The following is a 24,406-nucleotide window of genomic DNA, read 5'->3' as shown; positions in this document are numbered from 1 at the left end:
ACCTCCACGGGGCGCTGCGAGACTCTAATGAATGCGGGTAAGCTCGGCTCCAGCTACGACTCGCTCCACTCGTGAACCGTTGTCCAGCCCTGCCCTGGAGGCCCCTCGTGAAGAGACCGCTGCTGACGCTCGCCTGCACCCTGACCGCCAGCCTGAGCGTCGCCGCGCCCCCCAAGGCGACTTTCCGCTACACCCCGCCCGAGGACGAGGAGCGCCCCCTCATCGTCGAGGCCCTCGTCGCCCCCCAGGGCAGCGACTTCGCCATGCGCCTGCGCTTCGACAAGGAGCCCTGGGGCGAGGCCTGCAAGAGCCGCTGCGCCAACGCCACCATCTTCCTCGACACCGACGCCAACAACACCACCGGCATCCAGCTCGGCAAGACGCCGGAGACTGGCGCGGACCTGGCCGTCGTCGTCCTGGGCACCCGCGAGTACCGGGGCGACAGCTCCAGCGCCCAGCTGCGCGTGAAGGTGCGCCAGCTCACCAATGACATCAAGTCCGTCGATCAGGGCGAGGCCCTCGCGGACCTCGACAACCGGCAGGATCCGGAGCGCGTCCAGCTCGACGAGAACACCGTCTACCTGCTCATCGACGCCACCAGCGCCACCCTGCCCTCCGGCCGCAAGGTGCGCGTCGTCTACCACCCGCCCGCCGCCAAGGCGATCCAGGCGACGATCGCTGGCATGCTCGCCGGCGGCGGCGGCTCGAGCGCCAACGTGAAGATCTTCCGCGGCAACAGCGGCGGCAGGGGCTCCAGCAAGAGCGGGGGCTCGGGCGCTCGCTACGGCTCCGGCTCCTCGTCCGGCTCGTCGTCCGGTTCCTCCTCGTCCTCCTCCTCCTCGGACAAGTGGAACGCCCCCACCCAGCGCCCCGGGAACATCCCTCCCCCGTCCGACGACAACGGCTGAGCGCGCTTCCACCCACACGCGCCGTCCCGATCACCCACCGGCCAGCCAGGCTCGGGGTTCGTGATTTCCACGCCTTGGGAGCAGGTTCCCATGGCGCGTTTCACTGAACGCCTGTATAGATATTGCGATCACGAGCGGTCGCAACCCCTCGATTTCGTTCCCTTTGTCAGTGGGCCATGGTAGGCGGGCCGACAGACACACACCGCGTCCGGGAGCGTGGAGTGCGCGAGGCGCGCGCCGCGTTCGGGGAACGGATGTTCCTTTGCCTGAACACATGAGCATGCTCGCACAAGCCGATACCAAGACACGCAAGAAGCAGGACGCCTCGGGCAACGGAGGCTCGGGAGGCGGCAAGGCCGGGGGTGCTGGCGGTGGCGGTGGAGAGTCCGTCTCGGCCCCGCTCGCCGAGGAGGCCCGCCGGCGCTACCTCAACTACGCCCTGTCGGTCATCACCTCGCGTGCCCTGCCCGACGTGCGCGACGGCCTCAAGCCGGTGCAGCGCCGCATCCTCTACGGCATGTACCACGACCACCGGCTCACCCAGGACGCCAAGTACCAGAAGTCGGCCAAGGTGGTCGGTACCATCATGGGCCAGTACCACCCGCACGGCGACACCGCGATCTACGACGCGCTGGTGCGCATGGCGCAGGACTTCTCCCTGCGCTACCCGCTGGTGGACGGCCACGGCAACTTCGGCTCGCTGGACGGAGATGCCGCGGCGGCCATGCGCTACACCGAGTGCCGCATGGCGGGCATCGCCAGCGAGCTGCTCGGCGAGCTGGGCAAGAAGACGGTCGGCTTCCGCCCCAACTACGACGGGACCCTCTTCGAGCCCATCGTCATCCCCGCCCGCGTGCCGCAGCTGCTGATGAACGGCACCACCGGCATCGCGGTGGGCATGGCCACCAACATCCCGCCCCACCACCTGGGCGAGCTGTGTGACGCCCTGGTGATGCTCATCCAGGACAAGGAGGCCTCCGTCCGTGACTTGATGAAGTTCATCAAGGGCCCGGACTTCCCCACCGGCGGGCAGATCCTCAACTCCAAGCAGGAGCTGCGGGAGATCTACGAGTCGGGCCAGGGCAGCATCCGCATCCGCGGCGAGTACGAGGTGGAGGACCTCAAGCGCGGCGGCCAGCAGATCATCATCACCTCCATCCCCTACACGGTGAACAAGAGCAACCTGGTGGCCAAGATTGGCGACCTGGTGCGCGAGCGGAAGCTGCCGCTGCTGCTGGACGTGCGCGACGAGTCCACCAAGGAGGTGCGCATCGTCCTGGAGATCAAGAAGGACGCCAGCGCCGAGCTGGTGATGGCCTACCTCTTCAAGCACACGCCGCTGCAGACCAACTTCGGCGTGAACCTCACCTGCCTGGTGCCCACGGACAACCCGGAGGTGGGCGCGCCCCGCCGCCTGGATCTCAAGAGCATCCTCCAGTACTTCCTCGACTTCCGCTTCGAGGTCGTCACCAAGCGCTTCCAGCACGAGCTGGGCGAGCTGCAGAAGCGCGTCCACATCCTCGAGGGCTTCGAGAAGGTCTACGACGCGCTCGACGAGATGCTGAAGATCATCCGCGCCTCCGAGGGCAAGCAGGACGCGGCGAAGAAGCTGATGAAGCGCTTCGACCTGGACGAGCTCCAGGTGGACGCCATCCTGGAGATGAAGCTCTACAAGCTGGCGCGGCTGGAGATCCTCGTCGTCCAGAAGGAGCTCGGGGAGAAGCGCGCGGAGATCAAGCGCATCGAGGGCATCCTCAAGGACAAGAAGAAGATCTGGGGCACCGTCAAGACGGAGCTGGACGAGATCAAGGCCGCCTACGCCGACAAGCGGCGCACGCGCATCGGCGGCGCCGGCTCCGAGGAGGTGGAGTTCAGCGAGGAGGCCTTCATCGCCGACGAGGACGCCCACGTGGTCCTCACCCGCGACGGCTGGATCAAGCGCGTGAAGGAGATCAAGGATCCGTCCACCACGCGTCTGCGCGAGGGCGACGCGGTGATGACGGTGCTGGCCGGCAGCCTCAAGGCCAACCTGGTGCTCTTCAGCAACCTGGGCGCCGCCTACGTCACCCGCTTCAACGACGTGCCGGCCTCCACCGGCTACGGCGATCCGGTGCAGAAGCTGTTCAAGTTCGACGACAACGAGCGCATCGTCGGCGCGCTGTCGCTGGACACGCGGCTGGCCAGGCCCGAGAAGCTCATCGCCGTCACCAAGGATGGCCTGGGCCTGCGCTTCGCGCTGGAGGGCCACACGGAGGTGTCCACCCGCTCCGGCCGCCGCTACGCCAAGACGGGCGAGGGCGACGAGATCATCGGCGTGCAGCCGGTGGGCGAGAAGGATCTGCTCGCGGTGCTCACCGAGAAGACGAGCGCCCTGGTCTGCAAGGCAAACGAGGTGAACGAGCTGCAGGGCCCTGGCAAGGGCGTGATGGTCATCAAGGTGGAGGAGCAGGACCGCGTGGTGGAGTTCCTCGCGGTGCCACCGGGCCAGAAGGACAGGGCCATCGAGTTCGAGACGCAGAAGGGCCGCAAGCTGAGCCTGCACCCGGCGAAGTACGAGGTGACGGGCCGCGGCGGCAAGGGTCACGAGATGTCGCGCAAGGACGCGGTGAAGGAAGTGACGCGGCCCGTCACCTTCATCCCGCTGCCCGAGCAGAAGAAAGAGTAGTCGAGGGACGCCATGGCGACGAAGAAGGACACGTACACAGGTGCGGACATCCAGGTCCTCGAGGGCCTGGAGCCGGTGCGCAAGCGCCCGGCCATGTACATCGGAGGCACCGACAGCGCGGGCTATCACCACCTGCTGTGGGAGATCCTCGACAACTCGGTGGACGAGGTCATCAACGGCTACGCCTCCACCGTGGAAGTCACGCTCCACAAGGATGGGCGCACCATCACGGTGACGGACAACGGGCGCGGCATCCCCGTGGACATCATGCCCAAGTACAAGAAGCCGGCGGTGGAGGTCATCCTCACCACGCTTCACTCGGGCGGCAAGTTCGAGCAGGGCAACTACATCCACTCGGGCGGTCTGCACGGCGTGGGCAGCTCCGTGGTCAACGCCCTGTCGCGCAAGATGGTGGTGGAGATCAAGAAGGACCACAAGCGCCACGTCCAGACGTACGCGCGCGGCAAGCCCACCAGCCCGCTCAAGGCGGACGGCGCCCCGGTGCGCGGCACCGGCACCTCCATCACCTTCGAGCCCGATCCGGAGATCTTCGGCGAGAAGCAGAAGTTCGACGCCGAGCTCATCCGCGAGCGGCTGGAGGCCAAGAGCTACCTGCACAAGGGCATGACGGTCGTCTGGAAGGACGACACGGCCCACCCGCACGTGCACGTCACCTACAAGCACGACGGCGGCATCGCCGAGTACCTCACCAGGTGGGTGGCCGAGCGCGCCAAGCCCGTGGTGCCGCCCGCGAGCACCGGCTTCTACCACTCGCGCGACAACGGGGTGCGCCTGGAGGCCGCCCTGGTGTGGACGGAGGCCACGGATGAGACCATCCGCTCCTACGTCAACGGCATCCCCACCGCGCAGGGCGGCACGCACGAGGCGGGCCTGCGCGGCGCCGTCGTGAAGGCCGTGCGCAACTACATCGAGACGCATGACCTGACGCCCAAGGGCGTCACCCTCACCGCGGAGGACATCCGCGAGGGCATGACGGCCATCCTCTCCGTCTACGTGGTGGAGCCGCAGTTCCAGGGCCAGACCAAGGGCCGCCTCAACAACCCGGAAGTCACCGCCCAGGTGGACGGCGTGCTGCGCCCGGCGCTGGAGAAGTGGCTCAACGACAACAAGTCCATCGCCGAGGCGGTGGTGGCCCGCATCATCCTCGCCGCCCGCGCGCGCGAGGCCAGCCGCGCCGCCTCCCAGGCCGTCAGCCGCAAGTCCGCCGTCAGCCACCGGCTCAACCTGCCCGGCAAGCTGGCGGACTGCTCCTCCACGGATCCCGGCACCAGCGAGCTGTTCATCGTCGAGGGTGACTCCGCAGGCGGCAGCGCCAAGCAGGGCCGAGACCGGAAGACCCAGGCCATCCTCCCGCTGCGCGGCAAGGTGCTCAACGCCGAGCAGGCCTCCACCGACAAGGTGGCCACCAACAAGGAGCTCCAGGACATCGTCAGCGCCCTGGGCTGCGGCATCGGCTCGGACTTCGACATCTCCAAGCTGCGCTACGGCCGCGTCTTCCTGATGATGGACGCCGACAGCGACGGCCACCACATCGCCACGCTGCTGCTCACCTTCTTCTACCGGCACCTGCGCCCGCTCATCGAGAGCGGCGCCGTCCACATCGCCCAGCCCCCGCTCTACCGCGTGGACATCGGCAAGGAGACGTACTGGGCGCTGGACGAGGCAGACCGCGACCGCATCATCCAGGAGAAGGCCAAGGGCAACGCCAAGCCCAACATCATGCGCTTCAAGGGTCTGGGCGAGATGACCGCCGACGAGCTGAAGATGACCACGCTCGACCCCAAGAACCGCAAGAGCCTCAAGGTGACCATCGACAACGCCCTGGAGACCGACCGGGTCATCAATGACCTGCTCGGCAAGGACGTGAGCGCGCGCTTCAAGTTCATCATGGAGCGCGCCGGCGACGTCGAGGAGCTCGACGTCTGATCCGCTGAGCCGTGCCGGAGGGGCGCCGGGCCGTCATGGCTCCCCCCTCCGTCATCGGGCGGATGGCCCGACACCCGCCGGGGAATGGTGTCTGGGGGGCAGGCTCGGGTAGCATCCGCCGCCGTGTTCACCGCTCGCCTCCTCCTCCTCCTGGCGCTCGCCCTGAGCGTCAATGCTGAAGCCCAGTCGTCCCGCCGCGGCAAGAAGAAGCCGGCGCCCACCAAGGTGGAGCCCGCGCCCGAGCCGACGCCCGAGCCCGTGGCGCAGCCGGAGCCGCCGCCTCCCCCCGAGCCCCCCGCCCGGAAGGTGCTCGAGAATGGGCTCGTGGTGTTCGCCGTCCCGCGCGCCAGCAACGCCGAGCCGGCCGCCACCCGTATCCAGGAGGAGCTCACCCGGGCGCTGGCCGCGAAGCCGGACGTAGAGCTCGTGGACCTGGCCTCGGCCTTCCCTCCTCCTCCGCCCGCCTCGCTGAAAGAGGCCGACGCGCTCTACGAGGCCGGGAAGACGGAGTACGACAACCTGGATCCCGAGGCCGCCGCCGCGAAGTTCACCGCCGCGGCGGATGCCTATGAGAAGCATCCGGGAGCCTTCAAGCCGCAGCGGCTCTCCAAGACGCTCGTCTTCCTGGGCGCCTGCCAGCTGCTCAACGGGGACAAGCAGGGCGCGAAGTCGTCCTTCCTGCGCGCGCTGGCCGCCGATCCGCTCGCGCAGCCGGACTCCACCCTCTTCGGCTCGGACGTGCAGGCCGCCTTCCGCGACGCGCAGAAGGAGTTCAACGCGCAGAAGCCGGGCATGCTCGCCATCGACTCGAAGCCCTCGGGGGCCCGCGTGACGGTGCGCGGCGAGGACGTGGGCGTCACCCCGCTCAAGAGCGTGGAGGTCCACCCGGGCCGCCAGCCCGTGGTCATCTCCCTGCCCGGCCACGTGCCCTACGCCTCCTACCCCCAGGTGGCCTCGGGCAAGACGTCCGAGCTGAAGCCCCAGCTCGAGCCGCTGCCGGCCCTGGTCGAGGTGCGCGCCGCCGCCGCCCGGGCCGCCTCCGAGCGGGCGTTCGACGCCGACACCATGCCCCCCGACGTCGCCACCCTCGCGGAGAAGGTGGGCGCGCGCTACGTGGTCCTTGCCGCGGTGCAGCAGAAGAAGAGCGCCCAGGCGGAGCTGCAGGTGTGGGATGTGCGCACGAAGAACCGGCTGCGCGGGGTGGAGCTCAAGCCGGACTCCAAGGATCCGGAGGAGAGCACCGTGGCGGCGGCGGATCAGGTGCACGGCTTCCTGACGGGCAGGCCGGTGGCCGGGCCCTCGTCTCCGTCGAAGTTGCCGCCCCTCGTCAAGAAGCCCTGGTTCTGGGCGGCCGTCGTGGGAGGTGCGGCCGTCGTGACGGGTGGTATCCTCTACGCGACTCAGGATCGCCGCGGCAATGGTGGCCCGCTGGGTCCCATCTCCGGCATGCCTGGGCTGGGCTTCTAGCGACGGGATTGAATGGCTGCCCGTGCGCTCGCGTCCGGCAGGTATCGAGGTCTCCGCATGAAAGCCCTGGTGCTCGCACTCCTTCCCGCTGTTGCCCTGGCCGCGCCGCCGCCGACGGCCCGGCGCATCAGCGCCCTGCTCATCCCCATGGATCAGGGGGCTGAGAGCAGCACGGTCAAGCTCGAGACGTACATGAACGAGGCGCTCGAGCAGTTCTCCGGCTTCACGGTGAAGAAGCCCGAGGAGCTGTTCGGCATGCCGGCGGATGAGGAGGCGCAGGCCTCGCTCAAGCGCGGCACCAAGGGGCTCGAGGAGAGCCTGGCGGCCTACGAGGCCAAGGAGTACGAGGACGCGGAGCGCAAGCTGCGCGCCACCCTCAAGGAGCTGCAGGGGGCCGTCGGGGCGATGCGCTCGTGCACCGAGCTGTGCGAGGCCACTGCCCTGTACGCCGCCGTGCTGAACCAGCGCGGAGACATCGAGGAGGCCAAGCTCAACCTCATCGATCTGATGGCGCTCAACCCCACCTTCGAGCTGAGCACCAAGCGCTACAACAAGGACTTCATCTCGCTGCGCGCCCAGGTGGCCACGGGCCGCTCCTCGGTGATGCGCGGCAGCGCGACGGTGAAGTCCCGGCCCGCGGGTGCGCGCGTCTACGTGGACGGCGAGTTCCAGGGCTACACGCCGATGACGGTGGGCCCCATGCAGGTGGGCAAGCACATGCTGCGGCTGGACCGCCCCGGCTTCCGGCAGCACGGCCAGCTCATGGAGGTGACGCCGGACGACGTGGAGATCACCGCCGAGCTCACCCCCACCTCCAACTACAAGAAGTACGACGCGCAGCTGGACAAGGTGGCCGGGGAGATCGTCCGCACCCAGCCGAGCCCCGCGGCGACGTCGCTGGGCAAGTCGCTGTCGATCGATCGTGGCCTGCTGGGCACGGTGAAGGACCTGGGCCCCAACGGCACGGAGCTGGTGGTGGGCTTCTTCGATCTGCAGAGCGGCAAGAAGCTGGCGAGCCGGCGCGTGGTGCTCCAGGGCGACGAGTACGGCATGGCCAAGGCGGAGATGGGCCGGCTGGTGAACTATCTGGTCAACAACGGCCTGGGCGGTGGGGAGAAGAAGGTGAAGGCCTCGGACCCGCTGGAGAACCGGCACGGCATGGAGGACTGGAACGCCGAGGACCAGGGCGGCCGCCGCCAGGTGACGGAGAAGAAGGGCAAGAACGGCGATCCGCTGGACGGAGTGAACGGAACTGAAGACTGGTAGCGCGTGACGCTTGTCCGCCCGGGGCTGGAGCGGCCTAGAGTCCCCGGGCGTATGCGCCTCCCGGCCCTGCTCCTGCTCCTGCCCTGCCTCGCCGCTGCCCAGACCCAGAACATCGTCCGCCCGCTGGTGGGCTCGCGCGGGGTGACGCTGCCTCCCGACTCCACGGCCATCGTGGACGAGGCCACCGCCCTCTCGCTCAACCCGGGCAGCCTGCGCTTCGTGGACGATCCGCAGGTGTTCTTCATCCACGAGCGCAACCGGCTCCAGGACCAGGTGGGCAACGGCCTGTTCGCGGGCACCAGCATGCTGGGCGTGGTGGGCCTGGGCTTCGGCCTGGAGTGGCTCAACAACCGCACGGAGCCGGACTACCGCCGCACCTCGTTCGGCTTCTCGCTGGGCACGGACACGCTGGCGCTGGGCGCCACCTACCACGCCTTCGGCTCGGCGGATGAGTCCATCGAGAAGCTGTCCACGTGGGACATCGGCCTGTCGGCGCGGCCCTGGCGCGAGTTCTCGTACAGCGTGGTGGCGCGGGACATCAACCAGCCCGAGCAGGGCGAGTACAAGCTCACCCGCAGCTTCGACGTGGGCGTCGGCCTGCGCCCCTTCGGCGAGCGCTACACGCTGGGCGTGGACTACCAGTTCCGCTCGGGCGGCCTGGACGAGGGGCGCTTCAGCTACGCGCTGAAGGCGGAGGTGCTGCCAGGGCTGAGGGTGGGCGCGGGCATGTCGCACGGCCTGCGCGAGGGCGAGGCGCTGGCGTTCCAGCTCGGCCTCACGCTGGACACCTCCCACTTCGGCGTCACCTACGCGCCGGGCGGGACGAACGACGGGCTGGATCACGTGCTGGCGGTGCGCCTGTCCAGCAGCACCTACCGCTCCGTGGTGTCCTCGGGCGTGGTGACGATGGTGGATCTCAATGATCGGCTCTCCGGCGGGGTCAGCCCCGCGCTGGCGCTGTTCGGGGCCAGCGGGCCGGATCCGTACCTGCGCCTGATGCGCTTCCTGGATCTCGCCTCGAGGGATCCGCAGCTGCGCGGGGTGGTGCTGAAGATGGAGGGACTGGGCGGCGCGGACTGGGGCCGGGCGGAGGAGCTGCGCCAGGCCGTGCTGCGGCTGCGCGCCTCCGGCAAGAAGGTGATGGCGGTGCTGCTCTCGTGCGACGACCGGTGCTACCTGGTGGCCTCGGCGGCGGATCAGATCTACACGGTGCCGGCCTCCTCGCTGATCATCAACGGGCTGTCGGCCAGCGTCACCACCTTCGGTGGGACGATGGAGAAGCTGGGCGTGAGCTGGGACGTGGCGCGCGTGGGCCAGTACAAGACGGCGCCCGAGCAGCTCACCCTCCAGCAGATGAGCGAGGCGCAGCGGGAGCAGGTGAGCGCCTACCTGGACACGGAGGTGGCCTGGTACGAGGAGGCGGTGACGCGGGGCCGGAGGCTGCCGGCGGGGCGCCTGCGCGAGGTGTGGGCCACGGGCATCATCCCGGCCGCGAAGGCCCAGCAGCTGGGGCTGGTGGACGGCCTCCTCCCCCTGCAGAGTGACCTGGAGCAGAAGGTCCGCGAGATGGCCCCCACGGCGACCTACTCCCCCACCTACTCGCCGCGCGCCGAGCGGGAGACGCGCTGGGCCCGCCGCCGCCGCATCGCCATCGTGCCGGTGCTGGGCAGCATCGCCGGAGGCAAGAGCCGCGAGGATCCCTTCGGCGGCGCGCGCATCGCCGGAGCCGAGACGGTGGTGCTGGCGCTCCAGCGGGCGCAGGAGGATCCATCCGTGGTGGCCATCGTCCTGCGGGTGGACTCGGGCGGCGGAGACGTGCTCGCCTCGGATCTGATGTACCGGGCGGTGCTGGAGGCCAGGAAGCACAAGCCCGTCATCGCCTCCATGGGGGACGTGGCGGCCTCCGGCGGCTACTACGTGTCCATGGGCGCCAACGAGATCTTCGCCAACCCCACCACCATCACCGGCAGCATCGGCGTCTTCTACCTCAAGCCCGCGCTGCAGGGCCTGCTGGGGGACAAGCTGGGCATCAACCGGGAGAAGATCTCCCGCTCCCCGCTGGCGGACATGTTCGATCCGTGGCGCACGTGGACGCCCGAGGAGCAGACGGCGGTGCAGGCCTGGGTGGACGCCACCTATGACGACTTCATCACCTACGTGAGCCAGGAGCGCAAGCTGGACAAGGCCCAGGTGGACGCGGTGGCTCGCGGCCGGGTGTGGTCCGGCAAGGACGCCCATGCGCGAAGGCTGGTGGACAAGCTGGGCGGCCTCATGGACGCCGTGGACGCGGCGCGGACCCGGGCCAAGGTGGACCCCGGGGAGGAGATCGACCTGGAGGTCTACGGGGAGCCTCGGGGCCTGTTCTCCTCGCTGGGCGGAGAGCCGAGCGTCATGGCCCGGCTGCTCCCGGAGGCCCAGCCTGCCCTCCTGCCCGGCATGCAGGCGCTCGTGAAGGAGACGGGGCTGAGCGCGACCTGGGTGGAGCCGGGGCTCAAGGCGGCCATGCCCTTCACCCTCACCATCGAGTGAGTCTGCTGTAGGACAGGGGCTCGAAATTCTCGAAGCCTCTCGTGGGTCTCTGCTAATGTGAGTGTTGCTTCCTGGCCGGCTCTCGGGCCGCCGGGGGCTTCAGGGACCGGCGGTTTCGGTCATCGAGGACCCGCGCATGGAGCGCAGGCCGCCTCGAGGACCCCGCGTCTGGCTCCCTGTCCCACATGACGAGCAGTGCGCGCCCGACCCGAGCTGGGTCCGTGCATGCAGAGCGTTCGGAATTCCATGAGCGAGAACACCCCCGATAACAACGATCCCCGCGAGCCCCTCCCGCCCCCCGCCGAGGCTTCCCGGCCCGAGCCGCCCGGCTCGGACGATGACGGCGGAGATGATGGCGAGGGCGATGACGGCCCCGACGACGGTGCGGAAGGCGCGGCACAGGTTCCGGGACAGGCAGGCCCTGGTGGACAGCCCGGCCCCGGTGGAGGCCGCCGCCGCCGCCGCCGCCGTCGCCGCCGTGGCGCGCAGGTGCACTTCACCCCGGAGGGACAGGCCTACCGCATGCAGCCGGGCCCGGACGGGCAGATGCAGCAGGTGTTCCTCACCCCGCAGGAGCTGGAGCAGTACAAGCAGCGCCTGGCCCAGCAGCAGCAACAGCAGCAGCAGCACGGACAGCAGGGACAGCAGGGGCAGCAGGGCCAGCAGCAGCACGGCGGCCAGCGTCACCAGCACCACGGCGGACAGCAGCAGGCCGCGCCGCAGCAGAACCTGACGCCCGTGGAGGGCGTGCTGGACACCGAGGCCAAGGGGCCCAACGCCTTCCTGCGGCAGGTGAAGAAGAACCTGCTGCCCTCTCCGGATGACCCGGAGCTGCCCAAGAACCTGGTGCAGAAGCTGCGCCTGCGGCAGGGCCAGTACGTCACCGCGTTCGCGCAGATGCGCGGCACCAAGGGCCTCATCCAGAAGGTGGACACGGTGGACGGCCGGCCGCTGGACGGGGCGCCCCGGCTGCCGCACTTCGCGGACCTCACCTCGGTGGACCCCATCGAGCGCATCAAGCTGGAGAACGGCCACAAGGACATGGTGACGCGGGTGATGGACCTCATTGCCCCCATCGGCAAGGGGCAGCGCGCCCTCATCGTCGCCCCGCCGAAGACGGGCAAGACGATCATGCTCCAGCGCATCGCGCAGGCCGTCATCAACAACCACCCCGAGATGCACGTGATGGTGCTGCTCATCGACGAGCGCCCCGAGGAAGTCACGGACATGCGCCGCAGCATCAAGGCGGAGGTGCTGGCCTCGAGCTCGGACCGGCCCACGGGCGACCACCTCAAGGTGGCGGAGCTGGCGCTGGAGCGGGCGCGGCGCCTGGTGGAGGCCGGCAAGGACGTGATGATCCTGCTGGACTCGATCACCCGCCTGGCGCGCGCCTACAACAAGGAAGTGGACAGTTCGGGCCGCACGCTGACGGGCGGTGTGGACAGCCGCGCGCTGGAGCGCCCCAAGCGCATCTTCGGCGCCGCGCGCGCCACCGAGGAGGCCGGCACGCTGACCATCATCGGCACGGCGCTCATCGACACCGGCAGCCGCATGGACGAAGTGATTTTCGAGGAGTTCAAGGGCACCGGTAACTCCGAGGTGACGCTGGACCGGCTGCTGGCCGAGAAGCGCATCTTCCCGGCCATCAACATCGCCCAGTCCGGCACCCGCAAGGAGGAGAAGCTCTTCACCCAGAAGGAGTACGAGAAGGTGAAGAAGCTTCGGCAGATGCTCTTCGCGGTGAAGCCCGTCGAGGCCATGGAGGCGCTCGTCAAGCGCCTCAGCCGCTACACCTACAACGACGAGTTCCTCGACGAGTTGTAGCGCCTGCGCCGGATGCTCCGGGGCGGACGGGCCGCCCCGGAGACGACGGCCCCCAGACTACGAGGACGTGCCGCTCACGGCGGGCGTCCCCGCGGGCGGAGCCTCCGGCTCCATGGCCTTCTTCAGCGGCTTGTTGAAGAGCCAGATCGCGACGCCCGCGGAGATGCCGAGCACCATGAGGAGGAAGAAGAACGCGTCCTTCGACATCGTCGTATAGAAGCGGCCGATCACGCCCGAGAGCAGGTTGCCGAAGAAGCTCGACAGGAACCACATGCCCATCATCAGCGAGACGATGCGCACCGGCGACACCTTGGTCACCAGCGACAGGCCGATCGGCGACAGGTAGAGCTCACCAATCGTCAGCAGCAGCGTACAGAAGATGGGCCAGAACAGGCTGCCCTTGTCGTCGCCCACGATGCGGGCGCCCGCCACCATGACGACGAAGGAGATGCCCAGCACGAAACAGCCGATGGCCATCTTCGCCACGGAGGACGGCTCGGAGCCGCGCTTGTTCTGCCACCGCCAGAAGATGTCGAGCAGCGGCGCGAAGGTGAAGATGAAGAGCGGGTTGGCGGACTGGAACCACGTCGAGGAGGCCCACTGCGGCCAGTTCGTCTTCTCGTCGGCCCACGTCTGCATCGTGTTGCCCTGCTGCTCGTAGACGGCCCAGAAGACGATGTTGAGCATGCACAGGATGACGAGCGCCCACACCCGCTTCCACTCGTTGGAGGTCAGCGGCTGCTTCTCGACGACGGTGCTGTCCTTGCGCTCCTGCAGCGTGTCCGGGGCCAGCGTGTTGCGCCCGATGAGCTGCACCACCAGACCGATGCACATGCCGATGCCCGCGGCGAGGAAGCCGTAGCGCCACCCGACCACGGCGGCCAGCGTTCCGCAGACGAAGTTGCAGATGAACGCGCCCAGGTTGATGCCCATGTAGAAGATGGTGAAGGCGCCGTCGCGGCGCGGATCCCCCGGCGGGTAGAGGTTGCCCACCTGCGTGGAGATGTTCGGCTTGAAGAAGCCGTTGCCGATGATGAGCAGCAGCAGCCCGATGAAGAACAGGTTCTCTGCGCCGAAGAGCACGAACTGCCCGAGCGCCATGACGATGGCGCCGACGTAGACCGACTTCTTCTGGCCCAGGTACTTGTCGGCGATGAGGCCGCCGATCACCGGGGTGAGGTACACGAAGCCCGTATACAGGCCGTAGAGCAGCGAGGCGTTGGGCTCCACGGAGCACCGCTGAGCGGCGATGCCCTGCGCGACCTCCGCCACCATGCCCGAGTTCTCGGCCAGCAGCGCCTTCACCTTCTCCGCGGAGCACTGCTGGAGCGTCGCCTCATCCACCGTCGGCAGGAGCGACTTGATGAAGCCCCAGCCCCATACCTCGTCCGGGTTGCCCACGCCGTCGTACGCCTTGCCCTGCAGCGTCTGGCGCACGGAGATGAACAGGTAGTTCACCATGTAGAGCTTCAGCAGCCCGCGCATCCCGTAATACGAGAAGCGCTCCCACATCTCGGTGAAGAACAGAACGAAGAGACCTACCGGGTGCCCCATGAACGTGCGGTTCGACGGGGGTCCCTTCCATTCGGAGGGTGCAGCAGATGACATGAAGGCTCCTTGGGCCCGTGGGCGTCGCGGACGCGAACTCAACACTGCCTTGTCCACCCCCGCAAGCCAGGACGACATGGCCCCTCCTCCGAAGTAGGGCGAGCCGCCGCGTCCTCCCCGAGAGGCCGGGCGCGGAGGACCCGACTCATCGGTGGTGAAGCGCGGCATGGCGCGATAGCTTCCCCGGCCCATGCGCACCTTCCCTTACCCGTTCGCTCTCGTCGCCGCGCTGCTCGCCGCCTGCGCGACAGCGCCTCAGCCTCAGCCCGAGGTGGCTCCACCGGCCCCCGCCTCCTCCCAGGACTCGAAGCTCGAGGGAGCCCCCCCCTCCCCGCCCACGGCCGTGAGCACCGTGGAGAAGCCGGACGTGCCCGCCGGAGCTGACGCGGCGCGTGATGCCGAGCTCGTACGGAAGGTGACACCGTTCGTGGACGCCTTCCTCAACACCGAGGCGGCCCTGACTCGCGACGGCACGCAGGTGATCTTCAACTCCAACCGGGACGGGCTGCCGCAGCTCTACATCGCCGACGCCGCTCGCACCGACTCGCCAGCGAAGCGGCTGGTGGCGTGGCCCGAGCGGATGACGTTCTCGCAGACCACGCCCGACGGGAAGGCGGTGCTCTTCCGGTCCGACAAGGGCGCGGACGAGAACTGGTCGATCTGGAAGGTGGGCCTGGACGGGTCGGCGCCCGTGGAGCTCACACCGGGAGAGACGCTGAACCGAGACCTCCCGATCATCCCGGACCTGGCGCCAGACACCGTCTACTTCAGCGGCCGCCGCAAGGAAGAGGCGTCCTCGGCCGTGTACGCCGTGCCCGCCAGTGGCGGCCCGGCCCGGGTGGTCCACCGCGACGACAAGCCGGGCTTCCTCACGGACGTGAGCCGCGACGGCAAGCAGGCGCTGTTCCTGCGCTACCTGTCGGGCTCGGAGAACTTCCTGCGGCACCTCGAGCTGGCGACGGGGCAGACCCGGCCGCTGTACCCCCTGGCGCCGGGCAAGGTGACCATCTTCGCGGCGCAGTTCTCCCCCGACGGGAAGACGGTGTACGTGGCGACCGATGCGGGCGGCGAGCAGTCGCTGCTGCTGGCGCTCGACGCGAGCAGCGGCAAGGAGCTGGCGCGCTACGTGGAGAAGAGCCCCGCCGCGAACCGCATCAACAACCTGATGGTCGCGAAGACGGGCGAGGCGATCGCGTTCACCCTCGATGCCGGCAACCGCAACGAGATCCGGCTGCTCGACGCGCGCACCCTGAAGCCGCGCGCCACGGTCGCCATGCCGCTGGGCCAGGGCGAGGCGTTCGAGTTCTCCGAGGACGGCCGCCGGCTCACCGCCGTCTGGTCGACGCCCTCCTCTCCCACCGACGCCTGGGTCATCGACACGAAGACGGGCAAGGTCGCCGCGCTGCGCACCGAGGCACGCCCCTCGCTGAAGGAGCTGCCCGCCATCGAGGCGAGCATCACCGAGCTCCGCGCGCATGACGGGCTGGCGCTTCCCATCAACGTGTACCTGCCGAAGAACCGCACGGGGAAGCTGCCGGTGATCGTCAGCTACCACGGTGGGCCGGCGGGCAGCTCGCGCATCCGGTGGGCCGCGCCCATCGGCTTCTTCCTGTCCCAGGGCTACGCGTGGGTGGAGCCGAACGTGCGAGGCTCGGGCGGGTTCGGCCGCGCGTTCGAGGAGGCGGACAACGGGCGCGGGCGCCTGGAGGCCTTCAAGGACATCGAGGCCACGGGCCGCTGGGCCGCCTCGCAGCCCTGGGCGGACGCCAACCGCGTCATCATCTATGGCGGCAGCTACGGCGGCTACACCGTGCTGATCGGCCTCACCCGGATGCCGGACCTGTGGCGCGCGGGCGTGAACCTCTTCGGCGTGGCGAACATGAAGACCTTCATGGCCACCACCAGCGGGTTCATCCGGGAGATCTTCCTCCTGGAGATGGGCGATCCGGACAAGGACGCGGCCTTCCTGGACTCGATCTCGCCCCTGAAGGACGCGGACAAGATCGTCGACCCGCTCTTCGTCTACGCGGGCGCCAATGACCCGCGCGTGCCCCGGAGCGAGTCGGATCAGGTCGTCCGCGCGCTGCGCGAGCGCCGGATCCCCGTCGAGTACATGGTCGCTGACAACGAGGGGCACTCGATCATGCGCAGGGAGAACCTGATCGAGCTCCTGGCGCGGGCGGCCCGGTTCATGGAGCAGCACGCGGGCCCGATGAAGCCCTCTCAACCGCGGTAGCCACGGCGGCGGGTGAGCCCATTCGAACTCCCAGATATCAGCACCTCGCAGGGCTGCTCGCCCTGCTACCGCTCGTCCTGTCCTCGGGCTGCAAGTCGACCCCGGTCCTCGAGTACAGCCTCGACGTCCCCGCTCAGACGCTGACCCTGCCCGGCGCGCCGCCGGTCCAGGACGGGCGCGCGCGCTTCCGCGAGTTGTTCTGCGCGCTGCTCGCCCGGGAGCCAGAGGCCCGCGGGCGCCCGTGTGACGCGCTGCTCCATCGCCTGAGCGATGAGCGTGACACGGTGCGTCCCGCGCGCCCCCTGCCCGCGCACGAGCCCCGGCTGGCGGTGCTCTTCGTCCCCGGGCTGCTCGGCGACTGTGCTGACGGCCTGGCTGCGCCCTTCCAGCCCACCGTGAAGCGCCTGCGGCTCCTGGGCTATGACGCTCGGGTCTCCCAGGTGAATACCTCCTCGAACAGTCACGTCAACGCCGAGCACCTCGCCCGAGAGATCGCGGAGATCCCCTCGGAGCACCTCCTGCTCGTCGGCCATGCCAGAGGCGCCGTGGACATCCTCGAACTCCTCGTCGCGAACCCCACCGTGGCCTCGCGCGTGTCAGCCGTGCTGAGCGTGGCGGGCGCCATCAACGGCACCCCGCTCGCGGGCGACTCCAAGGGGGCGGACCTGCTCTTCCCCAACGGAGAAGACTCGCCGTGCGTCCGGGGACAGCGATGGGCCCTCCCGGAGATGGAACGGGCCCATCGGCTGCGCTGGCTCATGGCGCATCCGCTGCCGGTGCCGCCCCGGTACTTCTCGCTCGCGGCCTTCACGCCCCTCTCGGAGATCAGCCCGCCGCTGAGGGACCGGGCCGCCGCGCTCACCCGGATCGATCCGCGCAACGACGGCCTGGCCCCCTTCTTCGATCAGGTCATCCCTGGCGCGGAGCTGCTCGGCTACGCGAACGCCGACCACTACTCCATCGCCACCGATCCGCTCCCACCCACGCCCGCGGTGGAAGGCGCTCCGGGCACGAAGCCTTCCTACCCACGTGACGCGCTGCTGGAGGCGGCCGTCCTGCGCATCACCGAAGCGCTCGGCGAGGGAGCCGGGCGATGAGCCTCATGTCGATGTTCTGGGTAGCCGTCCTCTCGGGGCTCACGCTCGGCGTGACGGGCTGTGCCACCCCGCTGCTGGGCTACCAGACCTCCGACATCCCTCCGGCCCAGCTCGTGGTGGTGGGCCAGCCCTCGGTGCAGGATGGGCGCGCGCGCTTCCGCACCATCTTCTGCGAGCTCGCCGCGCGCCAGCAGCTGCCCGACTCGGACTGCGAGAAGCTGCTCCTCCCGCTCGCCGCGGAGCCTCGGGCGACGGCCCCCGCCGCGCTTCCGGCGCACGACCCGCGCCTGCGCATCCTCCTGGTGCCGGGTGGCTTCGCGGAGTGCTTCGATGACGCGGAGCTCTTCCCGGAGGCCGTGCCCCGGCTGCGCACGCTCGGCTATTCGGTGAACACCATCCGGGTGAGCGGGCGCTCGAGCAGCGCCGCCAACGCCTGGCGCATCGCCGTGGCGGTCGCCCGGACGAAGCTCCCTCCCGAGGGCCGGCTGGTGCTCATGGGCTACTCGAAGGGGATCTCGGACATCATGGAGTTCCTGGTCCAGTACCCCAGCCTCGCCCCCCGCGTGCACGCGGTGGTCAGCATCGCGGGCAGCGTGAACGGCTCGCCGGCCGCCAACCGCTACACCTTCGTCTACGAGGCCCTGCGGAACTGGCCCTCGAAGAAGTGCCCGCCGGGAGATCGCGCCGTCGCGAGGGACCTGCAGCGCGAGCCGAGGATGAAGTGGCTGGCGCGGCACCAGCTGCCGAAGCACATCCGCTACTTCTCCGTGGGCAGCATCGCCCCGGAGGCGGAGATCGCCCGAGCGATGGACCCCATGGACGGCGTGCTGCGCTACATGGATCCGCTCAACGACGGCCAGCTGCTCTTCTATGATCAGCTCCTGCCGGGCAGCGAGCTGCTGGGCTACGTCCGCGCCGACCACTGGGCCATCGCCCTGCCCTTGCAGGAGCGGTGGTTCCTGCTGGCCGGCAACTCGGCGGGGGCGCACTTTCCACGGGGCGTGCTGCTCGAGGCCATCGTGCTGCGCATGGCCGAGGCCCTGCGCGACGACTCCTGACCCGGGAAGCAACCCCCAGGCCATCCGGGGGGTGGGACAGACGGCCCGAGATTTCGTAGGCTGCTCCCATGCTCCAGGGGTCGGGCCGCTGCCACTATCACCCGGATCGCGCGGGGCTCGGCATCTGCGTCGAGTGCAGGCGGGTCATCTGCCGCGAGTGCACCACGCAGTTCGAGGGCATCAACCGCTGCGCGGCCTGTCTCCAGAAGCGCCTGAAGGTGCTCGAGGGGCCCACGGAGCGCCGGGACTGGTCGGTGGGCAACGTGCTGCTCGCGCTGGTGAGCGCGGCCGTCATCTACGGCGGGGTCCGCCTGCTCATCGAACTGGTGAGGCTCTGAATGGCCGTCTCCGCGCTCGAGCTGCGCCCCCGAGGCGCCGTCGCCATCCTGGATGCCGCCCTGCGGCTGTGCTCGCGCCACACCGGCGTGTGGGCGCTGACGCTGCCGGGAGGAGCGCTCGTCACGGCGGCCGCCCTGCACCTGGCGGACGCGGTGATTCACCGCCGCTCGCTGGTGCTGCCCACGCTGTGGATGACCCTGACGTGGCTCTTCCGTGGAGTCCTCCAGGGCGCCACCTGCCACTTCGTCCAGGAGCTGCTCCTGGGCAAGGACGAGCCCCGGGTGCTCGCCAGCCTCCGCGCCGCGCTGGGCCGGATGCCGAGCCTCTTCATCGCCGTGGGCTTCCTCTTCGTCTTCAACGCCCTCACCCTGAGCTTCTCGGTGGGGGTCGCGTACTTCCTGCTGTCGGCGCACATCGTCGGCTACGCCGCGACGATGCAGGGCAAGGGCAGCCCCTTGAGGCTGTACGGGCTGTGCTCGAAGCTGCTGGGGCCGGCGCGAGGCACCGCCACGGGGGTGCGGATGATGCTGCTCGTCCAGGTGCTCACCTTCTTCAACCTCCACATCGCCAGCAACGTCCTCTTCATGCTGGGGCGGAAGCTGCTGGCCATCGATCTCACGTTCGCCGAGCGCTTCGCGTCGCTCGACAACGTCTCCTGGCTGATCTTCCTGGCGTCCCTCACCTTCACCCTCTTCGAGCCCATCAAGGCCGCCGCCTCCACGCTGCTGCTGGTGGACGGGCGGGTGCGCCAGGAGGGGCTGGATCTGCTCGCCGCCGTCCAGCAGCTCCCCGCGCGAGGCAAGGCGCGGCCCCTCCAGAGCGCGGCGCTAGTCCTGCTGTGCGTGCTGCTCGGCGGCACGGCGGCGCGGGCGCAGGAGTCGGAGCCGGCGATCTCGCGCTCGGAGCTCCGCCAGCGCCTGGAGGCGGTGGCCCTGGAGTGCGAGTACGAGGGCGATGACCTGGCCGCGGGCCTCGACGCGGCGGACTCGCTGAGCACCGCCGAGGCCGCCAAGCTCCAGCGCCTGCTGCGCGCCGTGGAGCGCCTGGCGCAGGACTCCGAGGACTGCGATGCCGCGGCGATGACGCTGAGCCAGGGCCTGACGCAGGCGCGGGAGACGGCGGCGCTCGAGCAGGCCGCGCCGGATGCGCGCTCGGCCTCGGCGCGGGCGAAGGACATCCTCGCGCGACCGGAGTTCTCCGACGTCATCCCCCCGGCGGACCCGGCCGCGCCGAAGGAGGAGACGCCTCCGGAGCCTCCCAGCCTCTGGAAGCGCTTCTGGGACTGGCTGGGCGAGGCGCTCAAGAAGCTCTTCGAGCGCGACAAGGATGAGCCCGTCCGGTCCACGCCGAACTTCACGGGCGCCAGCGGGGCGGGCGCGGCCAACGTGCTGGTGGTCCTCGTCATCGGGCTGGTGCTGGCGGTGCTGGCCACCCTGCTGCTGCGGGCTTTGGGGCGGCGGCAGCAGGACGAGAGCGCCCAGCTCGAGGTCAGCACGCTGGACTCCACGGCGCTCGCGCAGGATCCCATGAGCGCCCTGTCCCGCCCGCCCGAGGGCTGGGCCCACCTGGCCGACGAGCTGGCGGCCCGGGGCGAGTACCGCGAGGCGATCCGCAGCCTCTACCTGGCGCTGCTGTCCCGGCTGCACCGCGATGGCGCCATCCTCTACGACTCCACCCTGAGCAACTGGGACTACCTGCGCCAGTTCAAGGGCCGCCGCGAGTGGCTGTCCCCCTTCCGCGAGCTGACGCGCCGCTTCGACTTTGCCTGGTACGGCAACCTGCCCGTCGGGCTGGACGGCTACCGCGACTTCCGCACCCTCACCGAGCCGCTGCTCACGGCGCCCGTTCAGCCGGAGGCCTCCGGTGCGTGATCGCTTCCCGATGCTCGTGGTGGGCGGGCTGCTGCTCTCCGCCATCCTCGGCACCTTCCTGATGAAGGGGGCCTCGCGCGGCGGCTTCGCGGACACGCTCTCCACCTACCGCGCGGCGGAGGGCGGAGCCCGAGCGCTCTACCTGCTGGCCGAGGAGAGCGGGCTGCCCGTCGTCCGGCGCTCCGCGGATCTCCAGGTGCTGGACGAGAAGTCCACCGCCACGCTGATCCTGCTGGCGGTGGCCGTGGACGGCGCGCGCGAGGACGACCTGGACGAGACGCTGCTCGCCAAGGAGCGGGACGAGGAGCTGGAGCAGTCCGAGGACGTGCCCCACGAGGGCCTCAACGTCCTGCACGCCAACGAGCTCACCGAGGACGAGCGGGAGAAGCTGCTCGGGCACGTGAAGGCCGGGCACTCGCTGGTGTACGTGCCGTGGGGCTCGAGGGAGAACCCGCTGCTGGACGCGCTGGAGGTGAAGCTCTCCAAGGTGGACACCACGCTGCCCATGCGCACGCTGGTGCCGCCCATGCCCACGCCGTACACGCTGGGCATGGAGCGGGTGGAGGCGAAGATCCAGTCCTTCCTGCAGCTGCCCTCCGGCGCGGTGCCCGTGCTGCAGGACGCGCAGCTCGAGCGCCCGGTGGCGGCGGTGGTGCCCTACGGCCTGGGCAAGGTGCTGGTGGTGGGCGCGCCGGAGCTGGCGATGAACGAGGCGCTCGCGCGGGCGGACAACGCGCAGTTCTGGCTGAGCGCCCTGCGCGCCCTGGGCCCCGGCCCCTACGAGTTCAGCGAGTTCCACCACGGCTTCACCAACGAGCGCTCCATCGTGGACTTCGCCAGGCGCTACGGCCTGCACTTCGCCGTGGCGCAGCTGCTGCTGGGCGTGGCGCTGTGGTCCATCTCGCTCAAGCGCTTCGGCCGTCCGCACCCGCCGCCGGAGTCGGTCCGCGTGGGCGCCACGGACGCGCTCTTCGCGATGAGCCGCCTGTACCGGGAGGGCAAGCACCATGCCTTCGCCGCGGGCCTCATCTCCAAGGGGCTCACCCAGGAGCTGGCCCTGTACGCCGGGCTGCCCGCGCACGCGCCCGCCTCCGCCGTCGCCGAGGGGCTCCAGGCGCGCGGCCGGGAGGACCTGTCCCAGGGGCTGCGCGCCATCGTCCGCCGCTCGGAGGAGACGCTGAGCGACAGCGAGCTCCAGCAGCTGGCCGCGCGCACGGCCGAGCTGCGCAACCGCATCCATCCCACCGGGCCCACCCGCCCGACCGCCATTTCCGTCGAGGAGTCATGAACGTCCCCCCCGTCCCCGCCCCTTCCTTCAACCTGCCGGCCAACGCGGTGCAGGCCGCCAACGCCGTCCGCGAGGGCGTGCTGAGCGAGGTGCGCAAGGCCGTCGTCGGCCAGGACGAGGCGCTCGAGCTGATGCTCTGCGGCCTCATCGCCGGCGGCCACGTGCTGCTGGAGGGCGTGCCCGGCGTGGCCAAGACGTTGATGGCCAAGGCCCTGGCGCGCAGCGTGAGCGCGGACTTCAAGCGCATCCAGTTCACCCCGGACCTGATGCCCGCGGACATCCTGGGCACCAGCGTGTTCGATCTGAAGTCCCAGTCCTTCGTGCTGGTGCGCGGCCCCATCTTCACGGACCTGCTGCTGGCCGACGAGATCAACCGCGCTCCAGCCAAGACGCAGTCCGCGCTGCTGGAGGCGATGCAGGAGCGCAGCGTGTCGCTGGAGGGGCGCAACATCACCCTCTCCCCACTCTTCACGGTGTTCGCCACGCAGAACCCGGTGGAGTCCGAGGGCACCTACCCGCTGCCCGAGGCCCAGCTGGACCGCTTCCTCTTCAAGATCGAGGTGGGCTACCCCGCCCCCGAGGAGGAGGACGCCATCCTCGCCTCGGTGCACCGGGGCTTCGACGCGGGAGACCTGGCCCGGGCGGGCGTGGGCGCGGCGGTGACGAAGGACGGGCTGATGGGGGCTCGTGCCGCGCTCAACGAGGTGACGGTGGAGCCGCCGGTGCTGGCCTACATCCGCAAGCTGGTGTCGGCCACGCGCACCTCCAGCCGCATCCGCCTGGGCGCGGGGCCGCGCGCGGGCGTGCACCTGTTGATGGCGGCCAAGGCGCTGGCGGCGCTGCGAGGCCGTGGCTTCGTCACGCCGGATGACGTGCGCTTCCTGGCGGGGCCGGTGCTCAAGCACCGCCTGCTGCTGTCTCCGGACGCGGAGCTGGACGGGGCCACGCCGGCGGACGTGCTGCGCGAGGTGGTCCAGTCCGTCGAGGTTCCCCGGTGATTCCCACCACGCGCCTGTGGGCGGTGCTGGCCCTGATGGCGCTGCCGATGATGGCGGCGGGATTCTTCCCGGGGCTGGGCGGGCTCGTGCTGGCGTTGGATCTGCTCGTCGTGGGGCTGGCCGCGGTGGACCTGGTGATGGCCCGCCGGGTGCGGCTGGAGGTGCACCGCCACCTGCCGAGCAAGCTGTCGGTGGGCGTGCCCAACCGGGTGGAGGTGCAGCTCATCCACCGCTCCAACCAGGCGGTGCAGGTGCGCGTCCGGGACGATGTGCCAGAGGCCTTCACCGCCACGCCGGAGGAGGCGCCGCTGAGCCTGCCGCCCCAGAGTCAGACGCGCTGGGTGTACAAGGTGACGCCGTCCAGGCGCGGCAAGTTCTCCTTCGGTGACGTGCACGTGCGGGTGCGGGGGCCGCTGGGGCTCGTCTACGACGAGCGCGCCTTCAAGGCGGCGCAGAGCGCCTCTGTGTTCCCGGATCTGCGAGGCGCCAGCCGGCTGCTGCTCTCGGGCGCGGCGCTGGATCTGGTGAACCTGGGCCTGCGCCAGCTCCGGCGGGACGGCCGGGGCAGTGAGTTCGCCCGCCTGCGCGACTACGCTCAGGGAGACTCGGTGCGCGAGGTGGACTGGAAGGCCACGGCCCGCCGAGGTAAGCCCGTCACGCGGGTGATGGAGTCCGAGCGCTCCCAGTCGCTGCTGATCGCCGTGGACGCGGGGCGCTCCATGGCGGCCCAGGTGGACGGGCTGACGAAGCTGGACCACGCGGTGAACGCGGCGCTCTTCCTGGCCTTCGTGGCGGTGCGCAACGGGGATCGGGTGGGGCTGGTCGTCTTCGCGGATGGGGTGAAGACGTACCTGCCGCCGGCGGCGGGGCGCGGGCAGTACCGGAAGATCGTGGACGCGCTCTACTCGGCCACGCCGAGCCTCACCTACGTGGACTACCTGGCGCTCTTCAAGGAGCTGAACGTCCGGCTCACGCGGCGCAGCCTGCTGTGCGTGTTCACGGACTTCCTGGACGAGGAGCAGGCCTCCACGATGATCGATCCGCTGCACCGGCTGGCGCGGCGCCACGTGCCGCTGTGCCTCTCGGTGAAGGACACGGCGCTGCTGGGGCTGCTGCGCCAGCCTCCGCCAGGGCCGGAGGAGGCCTTCCAGCACGCGGTGGCCTCCGAGCTGCTCTCGGACCGCGAGACGCTCAAGGCCCGGGTGAGCATGGGCGGGGTGCAGATGATCGACGTGCAGCCGGACGAGCTGAGCCTGGCCGCCGTCAATCGCTACCTGGACATCAAGGCGCGCGGAGTGCTGTAGC

General features: G+C 69.8%; 16 protein-coding genes. 15 read left to right on the top strand and 1 reads right to left on the bottom strand.

Features of this window, described 5'->3' with window-relative positions; genetic code table 11:
* The first annotated feature begins 107 nt into the window (after positions 1 to 107).
* The 7 genes from KY572_RS42075 (at position 108) to rho (ending at position 12,606) form a co-directional block, all read left to right on the top strand.
* Positions 108 to 908, top strand: a complete 801-nt coding sequence (locus KY572_RS42075) for a hypothetical protein (RefSeq protein WP_224249409.1) — start codon at positions 108 to 110, stop codon at positions 906 to 908.
* Positions 909 to 1,188: 280 nt separating this feature from the next.
* Positions 1,189 to 3,573 (top strand): DNA gyrase/topoisomerase IV subunit A, encoded by a 2,385-nt coding sequence (locus tag KY572_RS42070; protein WP_224249408.1) that lies wholly within the window; start codon positions 1,189 to 1,191, stop codon positions 3,571 to 3,573.
* A gap of 12 nt (positions 3,574 to 3,585) precedes the next feature.
* Positions 3,586 to 5,520, top strand: coding sequence for a DNA gyrase/topoisomerase IV subunit B (locus tag KY572_RS42065; RefSeq protein ID WP_224249407.1), 1,935 nt, complete (start codon positions 3,586 to 3,588; stop codon positions 5,518 to 5,520).
* A 123-nt stretch (positions 5,521 to 5,643) separates the two neighbouring features.
* Complete coding sequence (locus KY572_RS42060; protein ID WP_224249406.1) at positions 5,644 to 6,987, top strand: PEGA domain-containing protein; 1,344 nt, start codon at positions 5,644 to 5,646, stop codon at positions 6,985 to 6,987.
* Positions 6,988 to 7,044: 57 nt separating this feature from the next.
* The gene (locus tag KY572_RS42055; RefSeq protein WP_224249405.1) at positions 7,045 to 8,253 is read left to right on the top strand and encodes a PEGA domain-containing protein; all 1,209 of its coding nucleotides are present in this window, start codon (positions 7,045 to 7,047) and stop codon (positions 8,251 to 8,253) included.
* A 51-nt stretch (positions 8,254 to 8,304) separates the two neighbouring features.
* Positions 8,305 to 10,782: a signal peptide peptidase SppA gene (gene sppA, locus KY572_RS42050; protein WP_224249404.1), complete on the top strand. Its 2,478-nt coding sequence runs from the start codon at positions 8,305 to 8,307 to the stop codon at positions 10,780 to 10,782.
* Positions 10,783 to 11,028: 246 nt separating this feature from the next.
* Positions 11,029 to 12,606, top strand: a complete 1,578-nt coding sequence (gene rho, locus KY572_RS42045) for a transcription termination factor Rho (RefSeq protein ID WP_224249403.1) — start codon at positions 11,029 to 11,031, stop codon at positions 12,604 to 12,606.
* Positions 12,607 to 12,663: 57 nt separating this feature from the next.
* Here rho and KY572_RS42040 read toward each other — a convergent pair whose 3' ends face one another.
* Positions 12,664 to 14,214 carry a peptide MFS transporter gene (locus KY572_RS42040; protein ID WP_224249402.1) on the bottom strand — a complete coding sequence of 517 codons (1,551 nt, stop codon included), beginning with the start codon at positions 14,212 to 14,214 and terminating at the stop codon, positions 12,664 to 12,666.
* A 190-nt stretch (positions 14,215 to 14,404) separates the two neighbouring features.
* Here KY572_RS42040 and KY572_RS42035 point away from each other — a divergent pair, with 190 nt between their 5' ends.
* The 8 genes from KY572_RS42035 to KY572_RS42000 all read left to right on the top strand — a co-directional run bounded on the left by KY572_RS42035 (position 14,405) and on the right by KY572_RS42000 (position 24,405).
* Positions 14,405 to 16,450, top strand: coding sequence for a S9 family peptidase (locus tag KY572_RS42035; protein ID WP_224249401.1), 2,046 nt, complete (start codon positions 14,405 to 14,407; stop codon positions 16,448 to 16,450).
* A gap of 284 nt (positions 16,451 to 16,734) precedes the next feature.
* Complete coding sequence (locus KY572_RS42030; protein ID WP_224249400.1) at positions 16,735 to 17,547, top strand: lipase family protein; 813 nt, start codon at positions 16,735 to 16,737, stop codon at positions 17,545 to 17,547.
* Entirely contained in the window at positions 17,544 to 18,605 is a 1,062-nt protein-coding gene (locus tag KY572_RS42025) for a lipase family protein (RefSeq protein ID WP_224249399.1), read from the top strand. The genes KY572_RS42030 and KY572_RS42025 overlap by 4 nt, the downstream gene beginning before the upstream one ends.
* 68 nt (positions 18,606 to 18,673) lie before the next feature.
* Positions 18,674 to 18,943, top strand: a complete 270-nt coding sequence (locus KY572_RS42020; RefSeq protein ID WP_224249398.1) for a hypothetical protein — start codon at positions 18,674 to 18,676, stop codon at positions 18,941 to 18,943.
* Complete coding sequence (locus KY572_RS42015; protein WP_224249397.1) at positions 18,944 to 20,815, top strand: DUF4129 domain-containing protein; 1,872 nt, start codon at positions 18,944 to 18,946, stop codon at positions 20,813 to 20,815. It begins immediately after the preceding gene.
* A complete protein-coding gene (locus tag KY572_RS42010; RefSeq protein ID WP_224249396.1) occupies positions 20,808 to 22,103 on the top strand; it encodes a DUF4350 domain-containing protein in 1,296 nt (431 codons plus the stop codon). The genes KY572_RS42015 and KY572_RS42010 overlap by 8 nt, the downstream gene beginning before the upstream one ends.
* On the top strand, positions 22,100 to 23,101 hold the full coding sequence (locus KY572_RS42005; protein WP_224249395.1) for an AAA family ATPase: 1,002 nt from the start codon (positions 22,100 to 22,102) through the stop codon (positions 23,099 to 23,101). Before KY572_RS42010 ends, KY572_RS42005 begins: the two co-directional genes overlap by 4 nt.
* Entirely contained in the window at positions 23,098 to 24,405 is a 1,308-nt protein-coding gene (locus KY572_RS42000; RefSeq protein ID WP_224249394.1) for a DUF58 domain-containing protein, read from the top strand. Before KY572_RS42005 ends, KY572_RS42000 begins: the two co-directional genes overlap by 4 nt.
* Position 24,406: the final 1 nt, after the last annotated feature.

This window comes from Hyalangium gracile (assembly GCF_020103725.1).
GTDB lineage: Bacteria > Myxococcota > Myxococcia > Myxococcales > Myxococcaceae > Hyalangium > Hyalangium gracile.
Note: the sequence above shows the minus strand (reverse complement) of the source record. Positions and strands in the feature narration are given on the sequence as shown.